Source organism: Lentibacter sp., assembly GCF_965657785.1.
Lineage (GTDB): Bacteria > Pseudomonadota > Alphaproteobacteria > Rhodobacterales > Rhodobacteraceae > Lentibacter.
The window spans coordinates 92,984-109,251 of the sequence record NZ_CBFHPP010000002.1; the positions used below are offsets into that span (position 1 = coordinate 92,984).

General features: G+C 57.6%; 17 protein-coding genes. 5 read left to right on the forward strand and 12 right to left on the reverse strand.

What is annotated here, in order from left to right:
• Positions 1-86: 86 nt before the first annotated feature.
• From ACTF58_RS01660 to ACTF58_RS01670, 3 genes are read left to right on the forward strand one after another with little or no spacing between them, the layout of a single operon-like run.
• Complete coding sequence (locus ACTF58_RS01660; protein ID WP_438990220.1) at positions 87-743, forward strand: Tim44/TimA family putative adaptor protein; 657 nt, start codon at positions 87-89, stop codon at positions 741-743.
• Positions 740-1,777, forward strand: coding sequence for a murein transglycosylase A (gene mltA / locus ACTF58_RS01665; RefSeq protein WP_438990221.1), 1,038 nt, complete (start codon positions 740-742; stop codon positions 1,775-1,777). The genes ACTF58_RS01660 and mltA overlap by 4 nt, the downstream gene beginning before the upstream one ends.
• On the forward strand, positions 1,774-2,358 hold the full coding sequence (locus tag ACTF58_RS01670; RefSeq protein ID WP_438990222.1) for a Smr/MutS family protein: 585 nt from the start codon (positions 1,774-1,776) through the stop codon (positions 2,356-2,358). Before mltA ends, ACTF58_RS01670 begins: the two co-directional genes overlap by 4 nt.
• Position 2,359: 1 nt before the next feature.
• Here ACTF58_RS01670 and rfbA read toward each other — a convergent pair whose 3' ends face one another.
• The 8 genes from rfbA to ACTF58_RS01710 all read right to left on the reverse strand — a co-directional run bounded on the left by rfbA (position 2,360) and on the right by ACTF58_RS01710 (position 9,529).
• Positions 2,360-3,232, reverse strand: a complete 873-nt coding sequence (gene rfbA / locus ACTF58_RS01675; protein WP_438990223.1) for a glucose-1-phosphate thymidylyltransferase RfbA — start codon at positions 3,230-3,232, stop codon at positions 2,360-2,362.
• The gene (rfbD, locus tag ACTF58_RS01680) at positions 3,229-4,062 is read right to left on the reverse strand and encodes a dTDP-4-dehydrorhamnose reductase (RefSeq protein ID WP_438990224.1); all 834 of its coding nucleotides are present in this window, start codon (positions 4,060-4,062) and stop codon (positions 3,229-3,231) included. The genes rfbA and rfbD overlap by 4 nt, the downstream gene beginning before the upstream one ends.
• Entirely contained in the window at positions 4,059-5,096 is a 1,038-nt protein-coding gene (rfbB, locus tag ACTF58_RS01685; protein ID WP_438990225.1) for a dTDP-glucose 4,6-dehydratase, read from the reverse strand. The genes rfbD and rfbB overlap by 4 nt, the downstream gene beginning before the upstream one ends.
• Positions 5,093-5,653, reverse strand: coding sequence for a dTDP-4-dehydrorhamnose 3,5-epimerase (gene rfbC / locus ACTF58_RS01690; RefSeq protein WP_438990226.1), 561 nt, complete (start codon positions 5,651-5,653; stop codon positions 5,093-5,095). The genes rfbB and rfbC overlap by 4 nt, the downstream gene beginning before the upstream one ends.
• A 3-nt stretch (positions 5,654-5,656) precedes the next feature.
• The gene (kdsA, locus tag ACTF58_RS01695; protein ID WP_438990227.1) at positions 5,657-6,481 is read right to left on the reverse strand and encodes a 3-deoxy-8-phosphooctulonate synthase; all 825 of its coding nucleotides are present in this window, start codon (positions 6,479-6,481) and stop codon (positions 5,657-5,659) included.
• The gene (locus tag ACTF58_RS01700) at positions 6,478-7,269 is read right to left on the reverse strand and encodes a 3-deoxy-manno-octulosonate cytidylyltransferase (protein WP_438990228.1); all 792 of its coding nucleotides are present in this window, start codon (positions 7,267-7,269) and stop codon (positions 6,478-6,480) included. The genes kdsA and ACTF58_RS01700 overlap by 4 nt, the downstream gene beginning before the upstream one ends.
• Positions 7,266-8,231 (reverse strand): KpsF/GutQ family sugar-phosphate isomerase, encoded by a 966-nt coding sequence (locus ACTF58_RS01705; RefSeq protein WP_438990229.1) that lies wholly within the window; start codon positions 8,229-8,231, stop codon positions 7,266-7,268. Before ACTF58_RS01705 ends, ACTF58_RS01700 begins: the two co-directional genes overlap by 4 nt.
• A gap of 71 nt (positions 8,232-8,302) precedes the next feature.
• Complete coding sequence (locus ACTF58_RS01710; RefSeq protein WP_438990230.1) at positions 8,303-9,529, reverse strand: MFS transporter; 1,227 nt, start codon at positions 9,527-9,529, stop codon at positions 8,303-8,305.
• A gap of 572 nt (positions 9,530-10,101) precedes the next feature.
• Between ACTF58_RS01710 and ACTF58_RS01715 the strand changes: the two genes are divergently transcribed.
• On the forward strand, positions 10,102-11,145 hold the full coding sequence (locus ACTF58_RS01715; protein WP_438990231.1) for a succinylglutamate desuccinylase/aspartoacylase family protein: 1,044 nt from the start codon (positions 10,102-10,104) through the stop codon (positions 11,143-11,145).
• Between the two features lie 12 nt (positions 11,146-11,157).
• On the opposite strand, the gene ACTF58_RS01720 is transcribed toward ACTF58_RS01715, so the two are convergent.
• The 3 genes from ACTF58_RS01720 to hslV all read right to left on the reverse strand — a co-directional run bounded on the left by ACTF58_RS01720 (position 11,158) and on the right by hslV (position 14,900).
• Entirely contained in the window at positions 11,158-12,780 is a 1,623-nt protein-coding gene (locus tag ACTF58_RS01720) for a thiamine pyrophosphate-binding protein (protein ID WP_438990232.1), read from the reverse strand.
• 134 nt (positions 12,781-12,914) lie between these two features.
• A complete protein-coding gene (gene hslU, locus ACTF58_RS01725; protein ID WP_438990233.1) occupies positions 12,915-14,225 on the reverse strand; it encodes an ATP-dependent protease ATPase subunit HslU in 1,311 nt (436 codons plus the stop codon).
• 117 nt (positions 14,226-14,342) lie between these two features.
• Complete coding sequence (hslV, locus tag ACTF58_RS01730) at positions 14,343-14,900, reverse strand: ATP-dependent protease subunit HslV (RefSeq protein ID WP_438990234.1); 558 nt, start codon at positions 14,898-14,900, stop codon at positions 14,343-14,345.
• A 97-nt stretch (positions 14,901-14,997) separates the two neighbouring features.
• On the opposite strand from hslV, the gene ACTF58_RS01735 reads away from it, so the two are divergent.
• Positions 14,998-15,891: a hypothetical protein gene (locus ACTF58_RS01735; RefSeq protein WP_438990235.1), complete on the forward strand. Its 894-nt coding sequence runs from the start codon at positions 14,998-15,000 to the stop codon at positions 15,889-15,891.
• A 47-nt stretch (positions 15,892-15,938) separates the two neighbouring features.
• Here the strand turns inward: ACTF58_RS01735 and trxA are convergent, their stop codons facing one another.
• Positions 15,939-16,259, reverse strand: a complete 321-nt coding sequence (gene trxA / locus ACTF58_RS01740; RefSeq protein ID WP_438990236.1) for a thioredoxin — start codon at positions 16,257-16,259, stop codon at positions 15,939-15,941.
• Positions 16,260-16,268: the final 9 nt, after the last annotated feature.

Sequence of the window (16,268 nt, forward strand, 5' to 3'; positions counted from 1 at the left end):
TCATTGGGCGTAGTAGACTTGAACACGCCCATAACCTACATAGGTGCTGATAGCGCCATTTGCCACGCTCACTTAATGAGGTTTACATGAATTTGCCCATTCTCCAGTTGCTTGTCCTTGCCGGAATTGCGATTTTTCTAATCTTGCGGTTGCGGAGCGTCCTTGGCACGCGCGATGGCTTTGAGGCCCCAAGCGTTCCACCAGCGGGGCTGGAGGAGCGCAAACATAAGTTTGAAGTGATTGAGGGCGGTCCTGATCAGGATATCACAGACCATGCCGAAGAAGGTAGTGAGACGGCCAAGGCGCTGGCGCAGATGAAACAGCGCGAGCCTTCTTTTGAAGTTGGCGGGTTTCTGTCAGGGGCGCGCAGTGCTTATGAGTTTATTCTCATGGGGTTTGAGCGCGGCGAATTGGCCGAGATCAAGCCTTACATCTCAGATGAGGTCCATGATGTCTTTGCGCAGGTTGTGGAGGCCCGCGAGAAGAAAGGCCTCACTGTTGAAGCCGAATTTATCGGTGTGCGCGAAGTGTCTATCCACTCCGCAGAGTTCCATGCTGCAAGTGGCACAGCTGAAATTTCTATGAAATTTATTGGCGAGCTGACATCTGTTGTGCGAGACAGTGCTGGCGAGATTGTTGAGGGTAAAGAGGGCAAAGTTAAAACCCAGAAAGATATTTGGACGTTCGAGCGCGAAATGGGCGTGAACGATCCAAACTGGATTTTGGTTGCCACGGGTGAATGAAGCGTTTTCTATTAGCGGCAATAACGGCTGGACTGGTCATGACAGGAGCTGCAAGCGCCGCTGAAGAAACGGATGTCCGTATTCTTGAGTTTTCCGAGCTGGACGGCTGGGAAGACGACAACCACGCCGAGGCGCTGACTGTCTTTCTCAACACCTGCCGCGATATGAAGTCACCTGACTGGAAGGGCCTGTGTCGCGCGGCAGAAGACCAGACCAACGCCAAGGCATTTTTTGAAATGTTTTTTCGTCCTGTTGAAATCAGCGATGGCAAGCCCGCGCTGTTCACAGGGTATTTCGAGCCAGAGCTTGAGGGCGATTTGTATCGCTCGGCGCGGTTCCGCTTTCCGATTTATAAGCTTCCGCCCGAGGCGCGGGACGGCTCATGGCTGAGCCGTCGGGAGATGGAAGAAACGGGCGCTATGGAAGGGCGCGGCCTTGAGATTGCTTGGGTTGATGATGCGGTCGAGCTGTTCTTTTTGCAAATCCAGGGCTCGGGACGGATCAGGCTTCCTGACGGGCGGCATATCCGCGTGGGCTATGGCGGTAAGAACGGGCATGAGTATCGCTCGATCGGGCGGGAGCTTGTGCGGCGAGGCGTTTATAATGCACATCAGGTCTCGGCGCAGGTGATTAAGAATTGGGTGCGCCGTAACCCTGTCGACGGGTTGGAACTGTTGCGCCACAATCCGTCTTATGTGTTCTTTCGCGAAGTGAGCGAAGTGCCCGCAGAGCTTGGCCCGCTTGGGGCGATGAACCGCTCTGTGACAGAGATGCGAACGGTTGCTGTGGATCCGCGGTATACCCCGCTGGGAGCGCCGGTTTGGGTTGAAAAGAACGGTAAGGGCAAGATCCGCAAACTCATGATCGCCCAAGACACCGGCTCGGCTATAAAAGGCGCGCAGCGGGCGGATATTTTCTTTGGAACGGGTGATGAAGCAGGGCTTAAGGCGGGGCGACTGAAAGACCCCGGGCGGATGATCGTTTTGATGCCGATCCAGCGCGCCTATGCCTATTTGCCTGTGGATGCGCAATGAGCCGTCGCAAGCTTCATAAGGAGGAACTTGAGCTTTGGGGCAAAGTGGCTGAAACGGCTGTGCCGATGCACCCCAAGCGCGCGACGGCAAAGGACGCTCTGCGCGCGTCAAAGCCTGCCCAGAAGCGGGCTTTGGAGGCGATGCCAAGCTTTGAGATATCTGCGCGAGCGCAGGCCTATCAGCCTGCGCATGATGTGCTGCCTGATATTCGCGAGCGCGTGAAAAAAGCGCCAGTGCAGATGGACAAGAAGGCGCATGGCAAGCTCAAGCAAGGTAAGCTGAAGCCTGATGCGAAGATTGATTTGCACGGGATGACGCAAGATCAGGCGCACCCGCGTCTGACGGCGTTTGTCATGAAAGCCTATCAAAGCCAGAAGCGCCTGTTGCTTGTTGTGACAGGAAAGGGCAAGGCGCGCGACGACGGCGGGCCTATTCCTGTTCGGCTCGGCGTTTTGCGTCATCAGGTTCCGCAGTGGCTCACCACGCCGCCTTTGTCGCAGCTTGTTTTGCAGATCAGCGAGGCGCATTTGCGTCATGGCGGGGGCGGCGCATATTATGTTTATCTGCGCCGCCAGCGCTGATTTATTTCAAGAGATTGAGCAGATATTGCCCGTAGGCATTTTTGGCAAAGCTCTCGGCGCGCTTTTGCAAGTCTGCGGCAGTGATCCAGCCACGAGAATAAGCGATCTCTTCGGGGCTGCCGACTTGCAGGCCTTGGCGCTCTGATAAGGTGCGCACAAAGTTTCCTGCGTCAAGCAGCGAGCTATGCGTGCCTGTATCAAGCCAAGCGTAGCCACGGCCCATTTGCTGAACATTGAGAAGGCCATCGTGAAGATAGCTTTCCAAAAGTGATGTTATTTCAAGCTCGCCACGCTCGGACGGTTTGACTTGAGCCGCGCGTTTGGGGGCCGAACCGTCGAGGAAATAGAGACCCGTCACAGCGTAGTTTGACGGCGGGTTTGCAGGCTTTTCGACGATCGACTTCACTGTGCCGTCTTTGGCAAAATCGACAACACCGTAGCGCTCGGGGTCAGCGACACGGTAGCCAAAAACGGTTCCGCCTGTTTCAATCTGATCGGCGGCGGCAAGCACTTCTGGGAGGCCATGACCAAAAAAGATGTTGTCGCCCAGAACCATTGCGCTGGGCGCGCCGTCAAGGAAGTCTTCGGCGAGGAGGTAGGCTTGCGCCAGCCCGTCAGGCGAGGGTTGTGTGATATAGGTGAGGGTAAGGCCCCATTGTGACCCGTCGCCCAGAGTGCGCTGAAATTGCTCTTGGTCTTGGGGTGTTGTGATAATCGCGATCTCGCGGATACCGCCGAACATAAGCACCGAGAGGGGATAGTAGATCATCGGTTTATCATAGATCGGCAAGAGCTGTTTGGAGATGCCTATGGTGATCGGATAGAGGCGCGTGCCTGAGCCGCCTGCGAGGATGATGCCTTTGCGTTGTGTCATATTAACTCACTTATTACTTTTACGAGCTCTTGTTTCCAAAGAGGTTGAACGATGTTGAAATCTGACTGGAGCGCGGCACAATCGAGTCTTGAGTTGAGGGGCCGTTTTGCTGGCGTAGGATAGTCAGATGTTGCAATGCCAGTCACCGTAATATCCCGATTTGATTGCGAAAATATTTCGCTGGCAAAATCAGCCCAGTTTGTGTCCGGGGCGCCAGAAAAGTGGTATGTGCCACTCTTGGATATTTCGGTCGCGATTTTTGCGCAAGCGGCGGCTATGGCTGAGGCGGGTGTCGGGCCGCCGATTTGGTCTGAGACAATGCCGAGCGCATCTCGGGTGTCTGAAAGGCGCAGCATTGTTTTGACAAAGTTGTTGCCATGGGCGGAAAAAACCCAAGATGTGCGCAGGATTGCATGAAGCGCGCCGCTTGCGCGGATGGCCTCTTCGCCAGCAAGCTTGGTGCGGCCATAAGCATTGATTGGCGCGGTTGGCGCATCAGGGCTGCGCGGGCTTTCGCCGCTGCCGTCAAACACATAATCGGTCGAGATATGAACGAGGGGGATCCCGAGCGTGGCGCAGGCGCGCGCCATGGTTGCAGGGGCCTCTGCGTTTATGGCGTGGGCGAGTGCTTCCTCTTCTTCGGCGCGGTCAACAGCGGTATAGGCGGCGGCATTGATCACAGCGCTGGGCTTGGCCTTGAGAATGGCTTCGCCGCAGGTTTCAGGATTTGAAAGGTCTGCCTCGGCACGGCTGAGATATGTGAATTCGGGGTGAAGACGGCGAAGTTCGCACGCCACTTGGCCTGTTTTGCCAAAAACAAGAATGCTCATGCGCGGCCCAACCTTTCGCCAACACCTGCGCGGGCAAGGAGCGGCTTCCACCATGTTTCATTGTCCAGATACCAGCGCACGGTTTTTTCCAACCCTTCCTCAACCGTCACGGAGGGCTGCCAGCCGAGTTCGTTACGAAGGCGTGTCGGGTCAATCGCGTAGCGCAGGTCGTGGCCGGGGCGGTCTGTGACGAATTCGATCAGGTCTGCGTAAGGCGCGGACGCGGGCTTGAGCGCATCAAGAATGGTACAGATGGTTTGGACAAGCTCAAGATTGCTGCGTTCGTTTTCGCCGCCGATATTGTAACTGCGGCCAACTGCGCCCTTCTTAAGCACCAGCAGGAGTGCATCGGCGTGGTCTTCGACATAGAGCCAGTCGCGCACGTTTTCGCCTTTGCCATAGATCGGGATAGGCTTGCCAGCAAGCGCGCTGAGGATCACCACGGGGATCAGCTTTTCAGGGAAGTGGTAGGGGCCGTAATTGTTTGAACAGTTCGTGAGAACGATCGGCAAGCCGTATGTTTCGGCCCAAGCGCGCACGAGATGATCGGAGCTGGCCTTGGAGGCCGAATAGGGCGAGCGAGGATCATAAGGCGTTTCTTCTGTAAACTGGCCCGTCCCACCGAGCGAGCCAAAGACTTCGTCTGTCGAGATGTGATGAAAGCGGAAGGTCTCGGGCTTGCCGCAGGTTTCCCAATACTGCCGCGCGGCTTGCAGCATATTGTAGGTGCCCATCACGTTTGTTTCGATAAAGGCTTGGGGGCCATCAATGCTGCGGTCGACATGGCTTTCTGCGGCGAGGTGCATGACGGCGTCAGGCTGGTGTTTCGCAAAGATTGCCTCAAGTGCCGAGAGATCACGAATGTCGGCCTGTTCAAATTTATAAAGCGGGCTGTCAGCCACGCTTGCCACGTTTTCGAGGCAAGCTGCATATGTGAGCGCATCAAGGTTAACCACCTCATGGCCGCGCGATACGGCGAGGCGAACAACTGCCGAGCCAATAAAGCCAGCGCCGCCTGTGACAAGAAGTTTCATGCTGCGCCCTCCCATGTGAACGGGCTGTCAAACTCGGCGAAGGGCGTTGCGCCAGCATCTTTGCCGCTCAGCTCTGGTGCGCTGTCAAAGCCCCAGTCTATGCCGCAGCTGTCCCACAGGATCGCGCCGTCTGACTCTGGGGCATAGTAGGCGTTGCACTTGTAGATAATTTCGGTGTCGGGTGTGCGGGTGATGAAGCCGTGGGCGAAGCCTTCGGGAATGAAGAGCTGTTTGCCATTTTCAAAGCTCAGCTCTTCACCGACCCACTGGCCGTAAGTGGGCGAGCCCTTGCGGATATCGACGGCGACATCAAAGAGAACGCCGCGCCCGCAGCGCACGAGCTTGGCTTGGGCGTTTGGTGGTGCTTGAAAGTGAAGGCCCCGCACGGTTCCGACGGCGGACGAGAGGGAGTGATTGTCTTGCACAAAATCTACGGAGAGTCCGTGTTCCTGAAGACGTGCTTTGTTCCAGCTTTCGGAAAAGAAGCCGCGGGAGTCGCCGTGGCGCGCGGGCTCAATTACGAGGATATCGGGAAGCGCGGTGGGCGTAACTTTCATAGATTAACTTTCTTTACTGATACTGTCGTAACGGGCGAGATTGCCGATAAGGGCCTGCATCTCTTCAATCGGGATCATGTTTGGCCCATCGCTGGGCGCGCTGTCGGGGTCTTCATGTGTTTCGATAAATAGCGCAGACACACCCACAGCCACAGCGGCGCGCGCCAGAACGGGGGCGAACTCACGCTGGCCGCCTGATGTTGTGCCTTGGCCGCCAGGTTGCTGGACAGAGTGGGTTGCATCAAACACAACGGGATAGCCTGTTGCCGCCATGATCGGCAGGCCGCGGAAATCAGAGACCAGAGTGTTGTAGCCAAAGCTTGTGCCGCGATCACACAGCATGATGCGCGCGTTGCCTGTGCTGGCGATTTTCTCGGCGACATTGCCCATATCCCACGGCGCGAGGAACTGGCCTTTCTTGACGTTGATTGCGGCTCCCGTCTCGCCAGCGGCGAGAAGCAGGTCTGTCTGGCGGCAAAGAAACGCGGGGATCTGGATCACATCGACCGCTTCGGCGGCGGGAGCGCATTGGCGGGCATCATGCACATCTGTGAGGATCGGACAGCCGAACTCATCGCGAATTTTGGAGAGGATCGTGAGGCCCTCTTCCATGCCAAGGCCACGCTTGGTGCTGATTGAGGAACGGTTGGCTTTGTCGTAGCTGGCCTTGAAGATGAAGCCCGTGCCTGTGGGGGCGCAGGCCTCGGCAATCTTTTCGGCCATCATGCGGGCATGGTCCAAGCTTTCGAGTTGGCAAGGGCCTGTGATGAGTGCGAAGGGTTCGTTGCCGCCGATTTTGAGGCCGTTGATGTCGATTACTTTTGTCATTGTTCTGCCAATACCTTTTCAATCCGTGCTACATCTTCAGGGTTGTTTAACTCCCAGAAGAGACGCCCACGGGCTTCAACTTCTACACATTTTACCGCAACGCCATTGTAAAGGAAGCGCAGCTGTTCCAGCCCTTCGAGCTTTTCGAGCTGACACTCAGGCCAGCTGATATAGGCTTTGAGCGCATCGGGGCGGTAGGCGTAGACGCCAACGTGATGATAGACGGGGATGTTTTCGGAAGGGACTTTGCCCGCGTCGATATAGGGCAAGACCTCTTTGGAAAAATAGATCGCGCGGCCCTCGGCACCAAAGACAGCTGTTGTTCCGCCAACGCGGCCAGCGGCGCGGTCTTCTTTGAACATTGCGTAAGTTTGCGCGTCACATTGCAAGACGGGCGTGGCCATTTGCGCTGTCTCGTCCGTTTTCATGGCTGTGATCAAGTCTTCGACAAACCAAGGTGGCGTGAGGGGCGCATCGCCTTGAAAATTGACGATCAGATCAGCGTCAAGCGCAGCGACCTCGACAGCCTCGCCGACACGGGCTGTTCCGTTTTCGCGCGCGGGGCTTGTCATGATCACTTGTGCGCCAAAAGCCTCGGACGCCTCACGGATCCGCGCATCATCGGTGACGACATAAACCTCTGAAACGCCGCCGATCTGGCTGGCGGCTTCATAGCTCATCTGGATCAGGGATTTTTCGCTGCCGTCTTTTTGGCGCAGGGTTGCCAGCGGCTTGCCGGGATAGCGCGTGGAAGCGTAGCGGGCGGGGATGAGGACAACTGTTTTCATGCAACACCTGCGCGCAAGAGATCGTGAATATGGACAATACCAGCAGGGCGCTTTGCAGCATCTACCACCATGAGCGCCGAGATTTTCTTGTCGTTGAGAAGCGCGAGCGCCTGGGCTGCGAAAAGCTCTGGCGTTATTGTGACTGGATTGAGCGTGGCGATTTCACGGGCGGTTTTCTCCATGAGATTGCCCATGTGGCGGCGCAAGTCGCCGTCAGATATTACGCCGATGAGCACGCCGTCTTTCAGAACGCCAGTGATGCCGAAACCCTTGGATGTCATCGACAGAAGCACATCTGACATCGGGGTGTCAGCCTCGACTGTCGGGACTTTCTCGCCTTTGTGCATCAAATCAGCGACGCGCGAGAGCTGTGCGCCGAGCTTGCCGCCGGGGTGGTTCTTGAGGAAGTCGTCAGAGCCAAACCCGCGCTGCTCCATGACGGCCACTGCGAGCGCATCACCGAGGGCGAGAGTGAGTGTTGTCGAGGTTGTCGGCGCCATACCAATGGCGCAGGCTTCGGGCAGGTTGGGGAGATTGAGTTTGAAGTCAGCCGACTGCAACAGGGTGCTGTCGATCTTGGAGGAAATTCCGACAAGTGGAATGTTGAAACGGCGGGTGTGCAGGAGGATATCGCGCAACTCCTGCGTCTCGCCCGAGTTTGAAATAAGCACGACGATATCGTGAGATGTGATCATGCCCAAGTCGCCATGGCTCGCTTCGGAGGCATGAACGAAATAGGAGGGCGTTCCTGTGCTCGCCAAAGTGGCCGAAATCTTGCGCCCGATGTGGCCCGATTTTCCCACCCCAGAAATGATCACGCGACCCTCTGTCTTGAGGATCAGCTTGATGACATCTGCAAAGTCATCCGGCAGCGTGTCGATCATTTCAAGGATCGCATTTGCTTCTGTTTTGAGCACACGATGGGCTGTGCGAACGATAGAAACATCATCAACTTTGGTCATTGGGCCTCATCTCCGAGCCATAGGGTTGGCTGCTTATGGTGTCTTAGTCATCAAGGCCATTAATAACAAGCTTAGGCCATCCGAAGAGGTAAACGCTGTGCGGCTTTGCGCACACCTATGAAGAGGATCACACTCGACAACAGAAAATAGACTGCAACAGCGATATACTGCGTTTCTAGGCTGATGCCTGCGTCAATCCCCCAGCCTGTAAGGCCAGGCCCAATGGCGGAGCCAAGCACCATGACGGCGGCGGCCATGGCTTTGATCGAGCCGATCGAGGCTGTGCCGTAGAACTCTGCCCAGAATGCATTGGGCAACGTCGAGTTTGCGCCTGATGTGAGGCCGAAGAGAACGAAGCCGAGGACCAGACCAGCTGTGCCTTGGCCAAGACCAAAAACAAGGAAGGCGAGCACGGCGGGGAGATACATAAAGACAATGAGACGCGGTGTTCCGACCCGATCAAGCGCCCAGCCTGAAAGCACCATCGACGCGATTGTGACCGCTGTATAGAGCGGGAACATAGCGACGAAAGTGAGGTGTGATATCTCCTTGATTTCGGAGAAATGGACCTGATGAAACATGAGCGCTGTGCCAAAGGCGGAAGGGCCAAGAAGAGCTGGCACCATGACCCAGAAAAGCCAATGTGACATGGCTTGATTGCGGGTCCAGTGGCGGCCGTCCATACCGACGGATTGGGAGGATTGCGCCATGGATTGCGGCGTGCGCTCTTGCTGTAAGAGCTTCACCAGAACGGGAATTCCAAGGAGTGCGACCAAGGCCGCAGCGACCCATAGAAGGCGCCAGTCATAGACTGTCAGCAGCGCCACAAAGAGGAGTGGGAGAACGGCCTCGCCAATCGAGAAGCCAAGAGCTGCGACGGAGAGGGCGCGGCCGCGGGCTTGGGTGAACCAGCGGGCCATGGCGACGACGGCGATGTGACTGCTCATGCCCTGGCCTGTGATGCGCAGGGTGAAGATCACGGCGGGGAGGAGCCATGCGGCTTGATTTGTGGCCATGAAGGCGCAGGCGCTTGCCAGACAGAGGAAGACGACGGGGCCGAGCGTGCGGACGCGGAAACGGTCGGTCAGCCCGCCAGACCAGACCATGACAATGGCGGAGGCGAGCGTTCCGAGCGCATAAATTCCGCCCCATTCTCCGTGGCTTAGGCCAAATTCGGCACGGATTTCACCCGCAAAAATCGAGATAAAAAACGTCTGCCCGAAGCTCGACATAAACGTCAAAAGCGCGCCAGCGGCGAGCCATCTGAGGTTGAGCCTGAGGAAAGAAAGCGTATCCATCCGCCAGCTTTTGCGGAAACCCGTGCGAAAGAAAACCCCGAAACGTAAACGCACCGTCCCAGAGGGTTAACGCCTGCCTTGCGGGCTGAGTCTAGGGGGGTGATAAGCGTGCACTTTGCGTGCACCATGCGTGCACCGCCTGAACACAGGTTTTGTTAACGGAAATTAAGTTAATGGAGCGTTCGGGGGTGGTGTCGGGTGGCAAACGAAAGCTCTGAGCCCAGAGCAAACCCGCAATGAGTCACTCCCAGCCGGTTAACAGCCGCGCAGCGGCCCGGCTATCGTCAGCCCCTCCCTTGGGCTGGCGATTTGGCTTATGCAGCTGGCCCCATTCGTTCTGAGGATGTGTTTTGCGAACATAAAGCACTCCTCCAGAACTGTCGGATCGCCACCCCAGGCGCTGACGTTAGCCTCTGCTGCATGAGTCGGGTAAGTTCCGCAAAGAAGCCCTAGTTTGTGCTGATGCAAAAGCAATTTTGCGCGCAGATTTTCCACCCCCAAAACATTGCAAACCAAATTGACTTCACTTCAAAACCTGCGACACCGTTTGTGACGGTTTTGAGGGGCAAATTATGACCAAGCGGCAGGGGTTTGAGATTGCGGGGGAGGTTGTTTCGGCGGGGGAGCGGCGGACGGTGAATATTCCTGTCAGCACGCTTTCGGACCACACGCCTGTGACGTTGTCGGCGCACGTGGTGCATGGGAAGAAGGACGGGCCGACCGTTTTTGTCAGCGCCGGCATTCATGGTGACGAGGTGATCGGGGTTGAGATTGTGCGGCGGCTCTTGCGGGCGAAGAACCTCAAGAAGCTGAGCGGGACGCTTATTGTTGTGCCGATTGTGAACACCTTCGGCTTTCTCAATCACTCGCGGTATTTGCCTGACAGGCGCGACCTCAACCGCTGTTTTCCCGGCTCTCCGCATGGCTCTTTGGCTTCGCGTCTCGCGGATATTTTTATGAGCGAGATTGTGGAGCGCTCTTCGCTCGGGATTGATTTGCACTCGGCTGCTATTCACCGTGTGAACCTGCCGCAAGTCAGAGTTTCGGCGAGCAACCGTGAGACTATGAGGCTGGCGCAGGTGTTTGGTGCGCCGGTTATTCTGACCAGCGCTTTGCGTGAGGGGAGCCTCAGGCAGGAGGCGAAGAAGAAGGGCGTTGACGTTTTGCTCTATGAGGCGGGCGAGGGGATGCGCTTTGACGAGATGTCTGTGCGCGCGGGGCTTGCGGGGATATTGCGCGTTTTGAGCGAGGTCGGGCTTTTGCCGACGGCGGGGATTGCCAAGCCGAAGGCGCGCTCGCTTCTCTGCTCTGACAGCCACTGGATGCGCGCGCCTGCTGGGGGGCTATTGCGAACCTTCAAAGCCGAGGGTGACGTCGTTCAGGAGGGTGATATTGTTGCGGCGATTTCCGATCCGTTTGGTGAGCGGGAGATCGAAGTTGTGACCAAATACAGCGGGATTATTGTGGGCCGCGCTGTCATGCCTGTTGTGCATGAGGGTGACGCGCTGTTTCATATTGCGGCGGTGAAATCGACAGATCTGGCCGAGGCGGCCATGGACGATTTGACGACGCAGCTTGAAGAGGCAGCGCTGTTTGACGAGGACGAAATTATCTAAAGACGGGGCGCATCAGATCCTCATGCGAGGGACATCGTGAGGGTCGAGCTTTAGCTCGATCATCATTGGGCCTTTACGGTTCGGGATCGCGGCGAGGGCGTCTTCCAGCTCTGCGGTGTTGCGCACTGTGTAGCCCTGGCCGCCGAGGGAGGCGCCAATTTCGGCGAAGCTCGGCCAGTGAAACTCTGTCAGGGAGGGGTCCATCTGGCGGTCGATAAACTGGATATGTTCGGCGCCATAGGCGCTGTCATTGGCGACAATCACGATCAGGTCGAGGCCAAGGCGGACGGCTGTATTGAACTCGTTAATTCCGCCCATCATGAAGCCGCCATCGCCTGTGAACATAACGACGGGTGTGTCGGGCGCGGCGACGCCAGCGCCGATGGCTTCTTGCAGGCCTATGCCTATTGAGCCGAAGTTTGTTGTGGCGACAAATTTTTTCGGGCCTTGCACCGAGAGGCGAACCCAGACCTCTGTCATAAAGCGGCCCCCGTCTGTGACGAGGAGGCGGTTTTTGGGGAGCACCTCTTCGAGGCGCTCAAGCGCGTGGATATAATTGACGCAGCCCTTGGCTGTTTTGTTGGGGCCGATGGGGTGCTCTGTGAGCTTGGCGATGTCGAGATCGTTGGTGAAGCCGCTGGCGGGGATTTCGGCCTCATCAAGCCAGTAGAGGATTGTCTCTGCCGTCAGGCCCGCGTCGGCCACCAGCGCTGCGTCGGGGTGAAGGCCGCCGCCTATGGCTGTCGGGGTCACGTCGATCTGGACGATGCGTTTGTCTTTCATCAGCTTGCCCTGATCTGTTGTGAAGTCGTGCAGGGAGGTGCCAAAGCAGATGATGCAATCGGAGGCGGCGATCAGCTCGTAGGCGGCGGGGGTGCTCAGCGTGCCGAAGATGTCGATATTGTAGGGGTGAGCGGCAAAAAGCCCTTTTGCCTTGAGCGTGGTGGCGAGGGGGGCTTGCAGGCGGTCGGCGAGGCGGATGATCTCTTCGCGGGCGTTTACGGCACCTGCGCCTGCAAGGATCAGCGGGCGGCGGGCGGAGGCGATCATGCCAATGGCGTTGTCGAGAATTTCGCCTTCGGCCACACCGCCCGGCGCTGTGAAAACATCGAGCACGCGGGGCGTATGCGCCGCTTCTTGCCACATGAAATCAGCAGGCATATTGAGCACAATGGGCCGCCGCTCCACTTGGGCGCGGTAAAAGGCGCGGGCGACATCCATGGCGACTGTTTCGGGCGTGCGCATTTGTTCAAAGCCTGCGCCCGTGGCTTTGACGACTTCGCGTTGATCAATGCTCTGGAGGTGGCGCGGGTTGGCGGCGGGGGTATCGCCTGCGAGCAGGACCATTGGGATATGGCCGCGGGCACCTTCGGTGAGGGCTGTCATGCAATTTGTCAGTGCGGGGCCGTGGGTGACTGTGGCGACGCCGACCTTGCCTGCGACATGGGTATAAGCGAGGGCCATGAGAACAGAGCTGCCCTCATGGGCGGCGGGCACAAAGCGGCCTGCGCAGTCGCGCACGAAGCTGTCGACCATGAAGAGATTGGCGTCACCCATGAGGCCAAAGAGTGTCTGCACGCCGTGGTCGGCCACAGCGCGGGCGATATTTTGATAGACATATGGTTGGGCTGACATGGCGTGTTCTCCTGTTCGCTGACAGGGAGGATAACGCAAGTGGGCTGCGGCAAGCGCGCAAAGTGGCGCATAAATGATAGGATTAATGCGCCACAATTACGATTTTGGGAGGAGGTGCGCAATAAATGCGCACCCTACAGGACGTAGCCTGACAGATCGGAAGATTTCATCAGTTCGCCAAGGTGCTTTTCTACGAAGGCGGCATCGACTGTGATGGCATCACCTGTGCGGTCGGGGGCAGAAAAGCTCAGCTCTTCAAAAACGCGCTCAAGCACGGTGTAGAGACGGCGCGCGCCGATGTTTTCCACAGTTGCGTTCACTTCGGCGGCGATCTTGGCGAGGGCTTTGATCCCGTCTTCTGTGAAGGTGACGGCGACCTCTTCTGTTGCCATGAGAGCGGTATATTGCAGCGTCAGGGCGTTGTCGGTTTCGGTTAGGATGCGGACGAAATCCTCTTCTGTCAGCGCGCGCAGCTCGACGCGGATCGGCAGGCGGCCTTGCAGCTCGGGCAAGAGATCGGACGGCTTGGCGATATGAAAGGCGCCAGAGGCGATGAAGAGGATATGATCGGTTTTGATGGCGCCATGTTTGGTGCTGACGGTTGTGCCTTCGATCAGCGGGAGCAGGTCGCGCTGGACACCTTCGCGGGAGACATCGCCACCGCGGCTGTCTTGGCGGGTGGCGACTTTGTCGATCTCGTCGAGGAAGACAATTCCGTTTTGCTCCACGCTGTCGAGCGCGGCTTTGGTGACGATCTCGTCGTCCAGAAGTTTGTCGGCTTCTTCAGAAATGAGCACGCCATAGCTTTCGGCGACTGTGAGCTTTTTGCGCGTGGTGCGCCCGCCCATGGCTTTGCCAAAGATTTCGCCGAGATTGAGCATACCCGTCTGGCTTCCCGGCTGACCGGGGATGTCGAACATATTGCCCATGGGGTTGGAGGTATCGGCGATATCAAGTTCTATGACCGTGTCATCGAGAAGGCCATCTTTGAGCTTTTTTCGGAACATCTCGCGGGTGCCTTCGCGGGCGTCTTCGCCGGCTATGGCGGTAATGACGCGCTCTTGGGCGGCCTCATGGGCGCGGGACTTGACGTCTTCGCGCATTTGCGCGCGGGTCTGTAAGATCGCGGCATCGACGAGGTCGCGGATAATCTGTTCGACATCGCGGCCAACGTAGCCGACCTCTGTGAACTTGGTCGCTTCCACCTTGATAAAGGGGGCGCGCGCGAGCTTGGCAAGACGGCGGGAAATTTCTGTTTTGCCGACGCCTGTTGGCCCGATCATCAGGATATTCTTGGGATAGACTTCATCGCGCAGATCGTCTGACAGTTGTTTGCGCCGCCAGCGGGAGCGCAGCGCGACGGCGACCGCGCGCTTGGCATCGGCCTGACCAATGATGAAGCGGTCCAGCTCGGAGACGATTTCGCGGGGGGTGAGGTCTGTCATGTTTGGTCTCGCTTTGATCAGGGGTTGCGTCGCCTTTGGCGTCGCCGGGGGCAGGGGCTTTGCCCCTCTTGGCCTTCGGCCAATTCACCCCAGGATATTTCGGGAAAGAGGAAGGACTTAGCCTTTGATGGTTTCTACGGTCAGGTTTCCGTTTGTGTAAACGCAGATATCAGCGGCGATCTGCATGGCGGTGCGGGCCACTTCTTCGGCGGATTTTTGAGTATCCATTTGGGCGCGAGCGGCGGCGAGGGCGAAGTTTCCTCCTGAGCCGATGGCGGCGACGTTGTGTTCTGGCTCAAGCACGTCGCCTGCGCCTGTGATGACAAAGAGCTCGCGGCCGTCAGAGACAAGGAGCATGGCCTCGAGCTTTTGCAGATATTTGTCTGTGCGCCAGTCTTTGGCGAGATCGACGCAGGCGCGGACGAGCTGGCCCGGGGTGGCTTCGAGCTTGGCTTCGAGACGCTCAAGCAGGGTGAAGGCGTCGGCGGTGCTGCCTGCGAAACCGACGAGGACATCATGCCCGCCAGGAGAGATACGGCGGACCTTGCGGGCGGTGCCTTTGATGACGGTTTGGCCAAGGGAGACCTGACCATCGCCGGCGATGACGACTTCACCGTCTTTTTTGACGGCGACGATTGTGGTTCCGTGCCAACCGGGGAAATCTGACTGTGCCATTGGGGCCTCCTTCAACTTGGCTGAATATATGGCGGCTTGGAGCCGTGAGCACAAGGTTTGGCTTGTTTGGCGGGGCGAGCGGCGCTAGCACTTTGGTATGAGCGAGCCTGTGACGATCTTTCTTGCGCCAGATATGAAGGCGAGTGCCGAAGCGGGGCAGCACAACTTTTTAGGCAAGGTTGAGGCTGTGCTGCGTGGCGGCGGGCTTGATGTGATTTATGCAGATGAGAGCTTGCGGCACGCGCCTTTTGAGGGGCTGGGCCTTGTCCATATGTGGCCGCCCATGAGCGCGCGCACGCTGGTGATGCGGCGGGTCTATGCCTATCCGTTCTGGGCGATTGAGGCGAGTGACAAGCGCTGGCAGTGGGATGTGGCGCGGGCGACGTTTGAGCCTGAGCGCGTGAATGGGGCCAAGGCGACGCAGTTTGAAAGCAACTGGCGCAAGCGGATGTTTGGCGCGGCGGCGGCGCGCTGCGAGGGGTATGTTTATGTGCCGTTGCAGGGGAGGATTTCAGAGCGGCGCTCTTTTCAGGCGGCGTCGCCTTTGGAGATGATTGAGGCCGTTTTGGCGGCTGATCCGAAGCGGTCTGTTGTGATCGGGATGCACCCGAAGGAGCCGTATTCGGCCAGCGACATTGATGCGCTGGAAAAATTCGAGCATCGCTTTGAGCGGGTCACTGTCGTGATGGGCCAGATGGAGCGGTATTTGCCCGCCTGTGATTATGTCGTCAGTCAAAACTCGGGAGCTGCTTTTTTCGGGTATTTCTTTGAGAAACCTGCAGTGCTGTTTGGCAAGATTGATTTTCACCATATTGCGGCGAATGTGCATGAAATTGGAGCTGAGGCGGCGCTTGGGCGCGCCTTGGATATGAGGCCTGATTACGCGCGTTATCTGTGGTGGTTTTGGCAAGAAATGTCGATCAACGCGGGGCGAGAGGATGCTGAGGCGCAAATTGCGCGACGCTTTCGCAACGCTGGCTGGATCGCATAAAAAACCCCGCGCTGAGGCGGGGTTTTCTTTTGAAACGGGCGAGAGGCTTAGAGGGCCTCTTCGATCCAGCTCTGGAGCTGGGCTTTCGGGCGGGCGCCTGAGAGGTTTGCCACAGGCTCGCCGCCTTTGAACACGAAGAGCGCCGGGATGCCGCGAACGCCCATGGCGGCGGCGGAATTCGGGTTTGAGTCAACGTCGACTTTTACGATTTTGACTTTGCCTTCCATTTCGGCAGAAAGCTCTTCGAGCGACGGGCCGATCTGTTTGCAGGGGCCGCACCATTCGGCCCAGAAATCGACCACAACGGGGATATCGGAATTTTTGACTTCGGCGTCGAATGTGTCGTCGGTGACAGCAACAGTTGCCATTGATTTTCT

What these genes read in the sequence shown, in the direction of transcription:
- ACTF58_RS01660 (WP_438990220.1), top strand. Translation starts at nt 87, where the DNA reads ATGAATTTGCCCATTCTCCAGTTGCTTGTCCTTGCCGGAATTGCGATT.
- mltA (WP_438990221.1), top strand. Translation starts at nt 740, where the DNA reads ATGAAGCGTTTTCTATTAGCGGCAATAACGGCTGGACTGGTCATGACA.
- ACTF58_RS01670 (WP_438990222.1), top strand. Translation starts at nt 1,774, where the DNA reads ATGAGCCGTCGCAAGCTTCATAAGGAGGAACTTGAGCTTTGGGGCAAA.
- rfbA (WP_438990223.1), bottom strand. Translation starts at nt 3,232, where the DNA reads ATGACACAACGCAAAGGCATCATCCTCGCAGGCGGCTCAGGCACGCGC.
- rfbD (WP_438990224.1), bottom strand. Translation starts at nt 4,062, where the DNA reads ATGAGCATTCTTGTTTTTGGCAAAACAGGCCAAGTGGCGTGCGAACTT.
- rfbB (WP_438990225.1), bottom strand. Translation starts at nt 5,096, where the DNA reads ATGAAACTTCTTGTCACAGGCGGCGCTGGCTTTATTGGCTCGGCAGTT.
- rfbC (WP_438990226.1), bottom strand. Translation starts at nt 5,653, where the DNA reads ATGAAAGTTACGCCCACCGCGCTTCCCGATATCCTCGTAATTGAGCCC.
- kdsA (WP_438990227.1), bottom strand. Translation starts at nt 6,481, where the DNA reads ATGACAAAAGTAATCGACATCAACGGCCTCAAAATCGGCGGCAACGAA.
- ACTF58_RS01700 (WP_438990228.1), bottom strand. Translation starts at nt 7,269, where the DNA reads ATGAAAACAGTTGTCCTCATCCCCGCCCGCTACGCTTCCACGCGCTAT.
- ACTF58_RS01705 (WP_438990229.1), bottom strand. Translation starts at nt 8,231, where the DNA reads ATGACCAAAGTTGATGATGTTTCTATCGTTCGCACAGCCCATCGTGTG.
- ACTF58_RS01710 (WP_438990230.1), bottom strand. Translation starts at nt 9,529, where the DNA reads ATGGATACGCTTTCTTTCCTCAGGCTCAACCTCAGATGGCTCGCCGCT.
- ACTF58_RS01715 (WP_438990231.1), top strand. Translation starts at nt 10,102, where the DNA reads ATGACCAAGCGGCAGGGGTTTGAGATTGCGGGGGAGGTTGTTTCGGCG.
- ACTF58_RS01720 (WP_438990232.1), bottom strand. Translation starts at nt 12,780, where the DNA reads ATGTCAGCCCAACCATATGTCTATCAAAATATCGCCCGCGCTGTGGCC.
- hslU (WP_438990233.1), bottom strand. Translation starts at nt 14,225, where the DNA reads ATGACAGACCTCACCCCCCGCGAAATCGTCTCCGAGCTGGACCGCTTC.
- hslV (WP_438990234.1), bottom strand. Translation starts at nt 14,900, where the DNA reads ATGGCACAGTCAGATTTCCCCGGTTGGCACGGAACCACAATCGTCGCC.
- ACTF58_RS01735 (WP_438990235.1), top strand. Translation starts at nt 14,998, where the DNA reads ATGAGCGAGCCTGTGACGATCTTTCTTGCGCCAGATATGAAGGCGAGT.
- trxA (WP_438990236.1), bottom strand. Translation starts at nt 16,259, where the DNA reads ATGGCAACTGTTGCTGTCACCGACGACACATTCGACGCCGAAGTCAAA.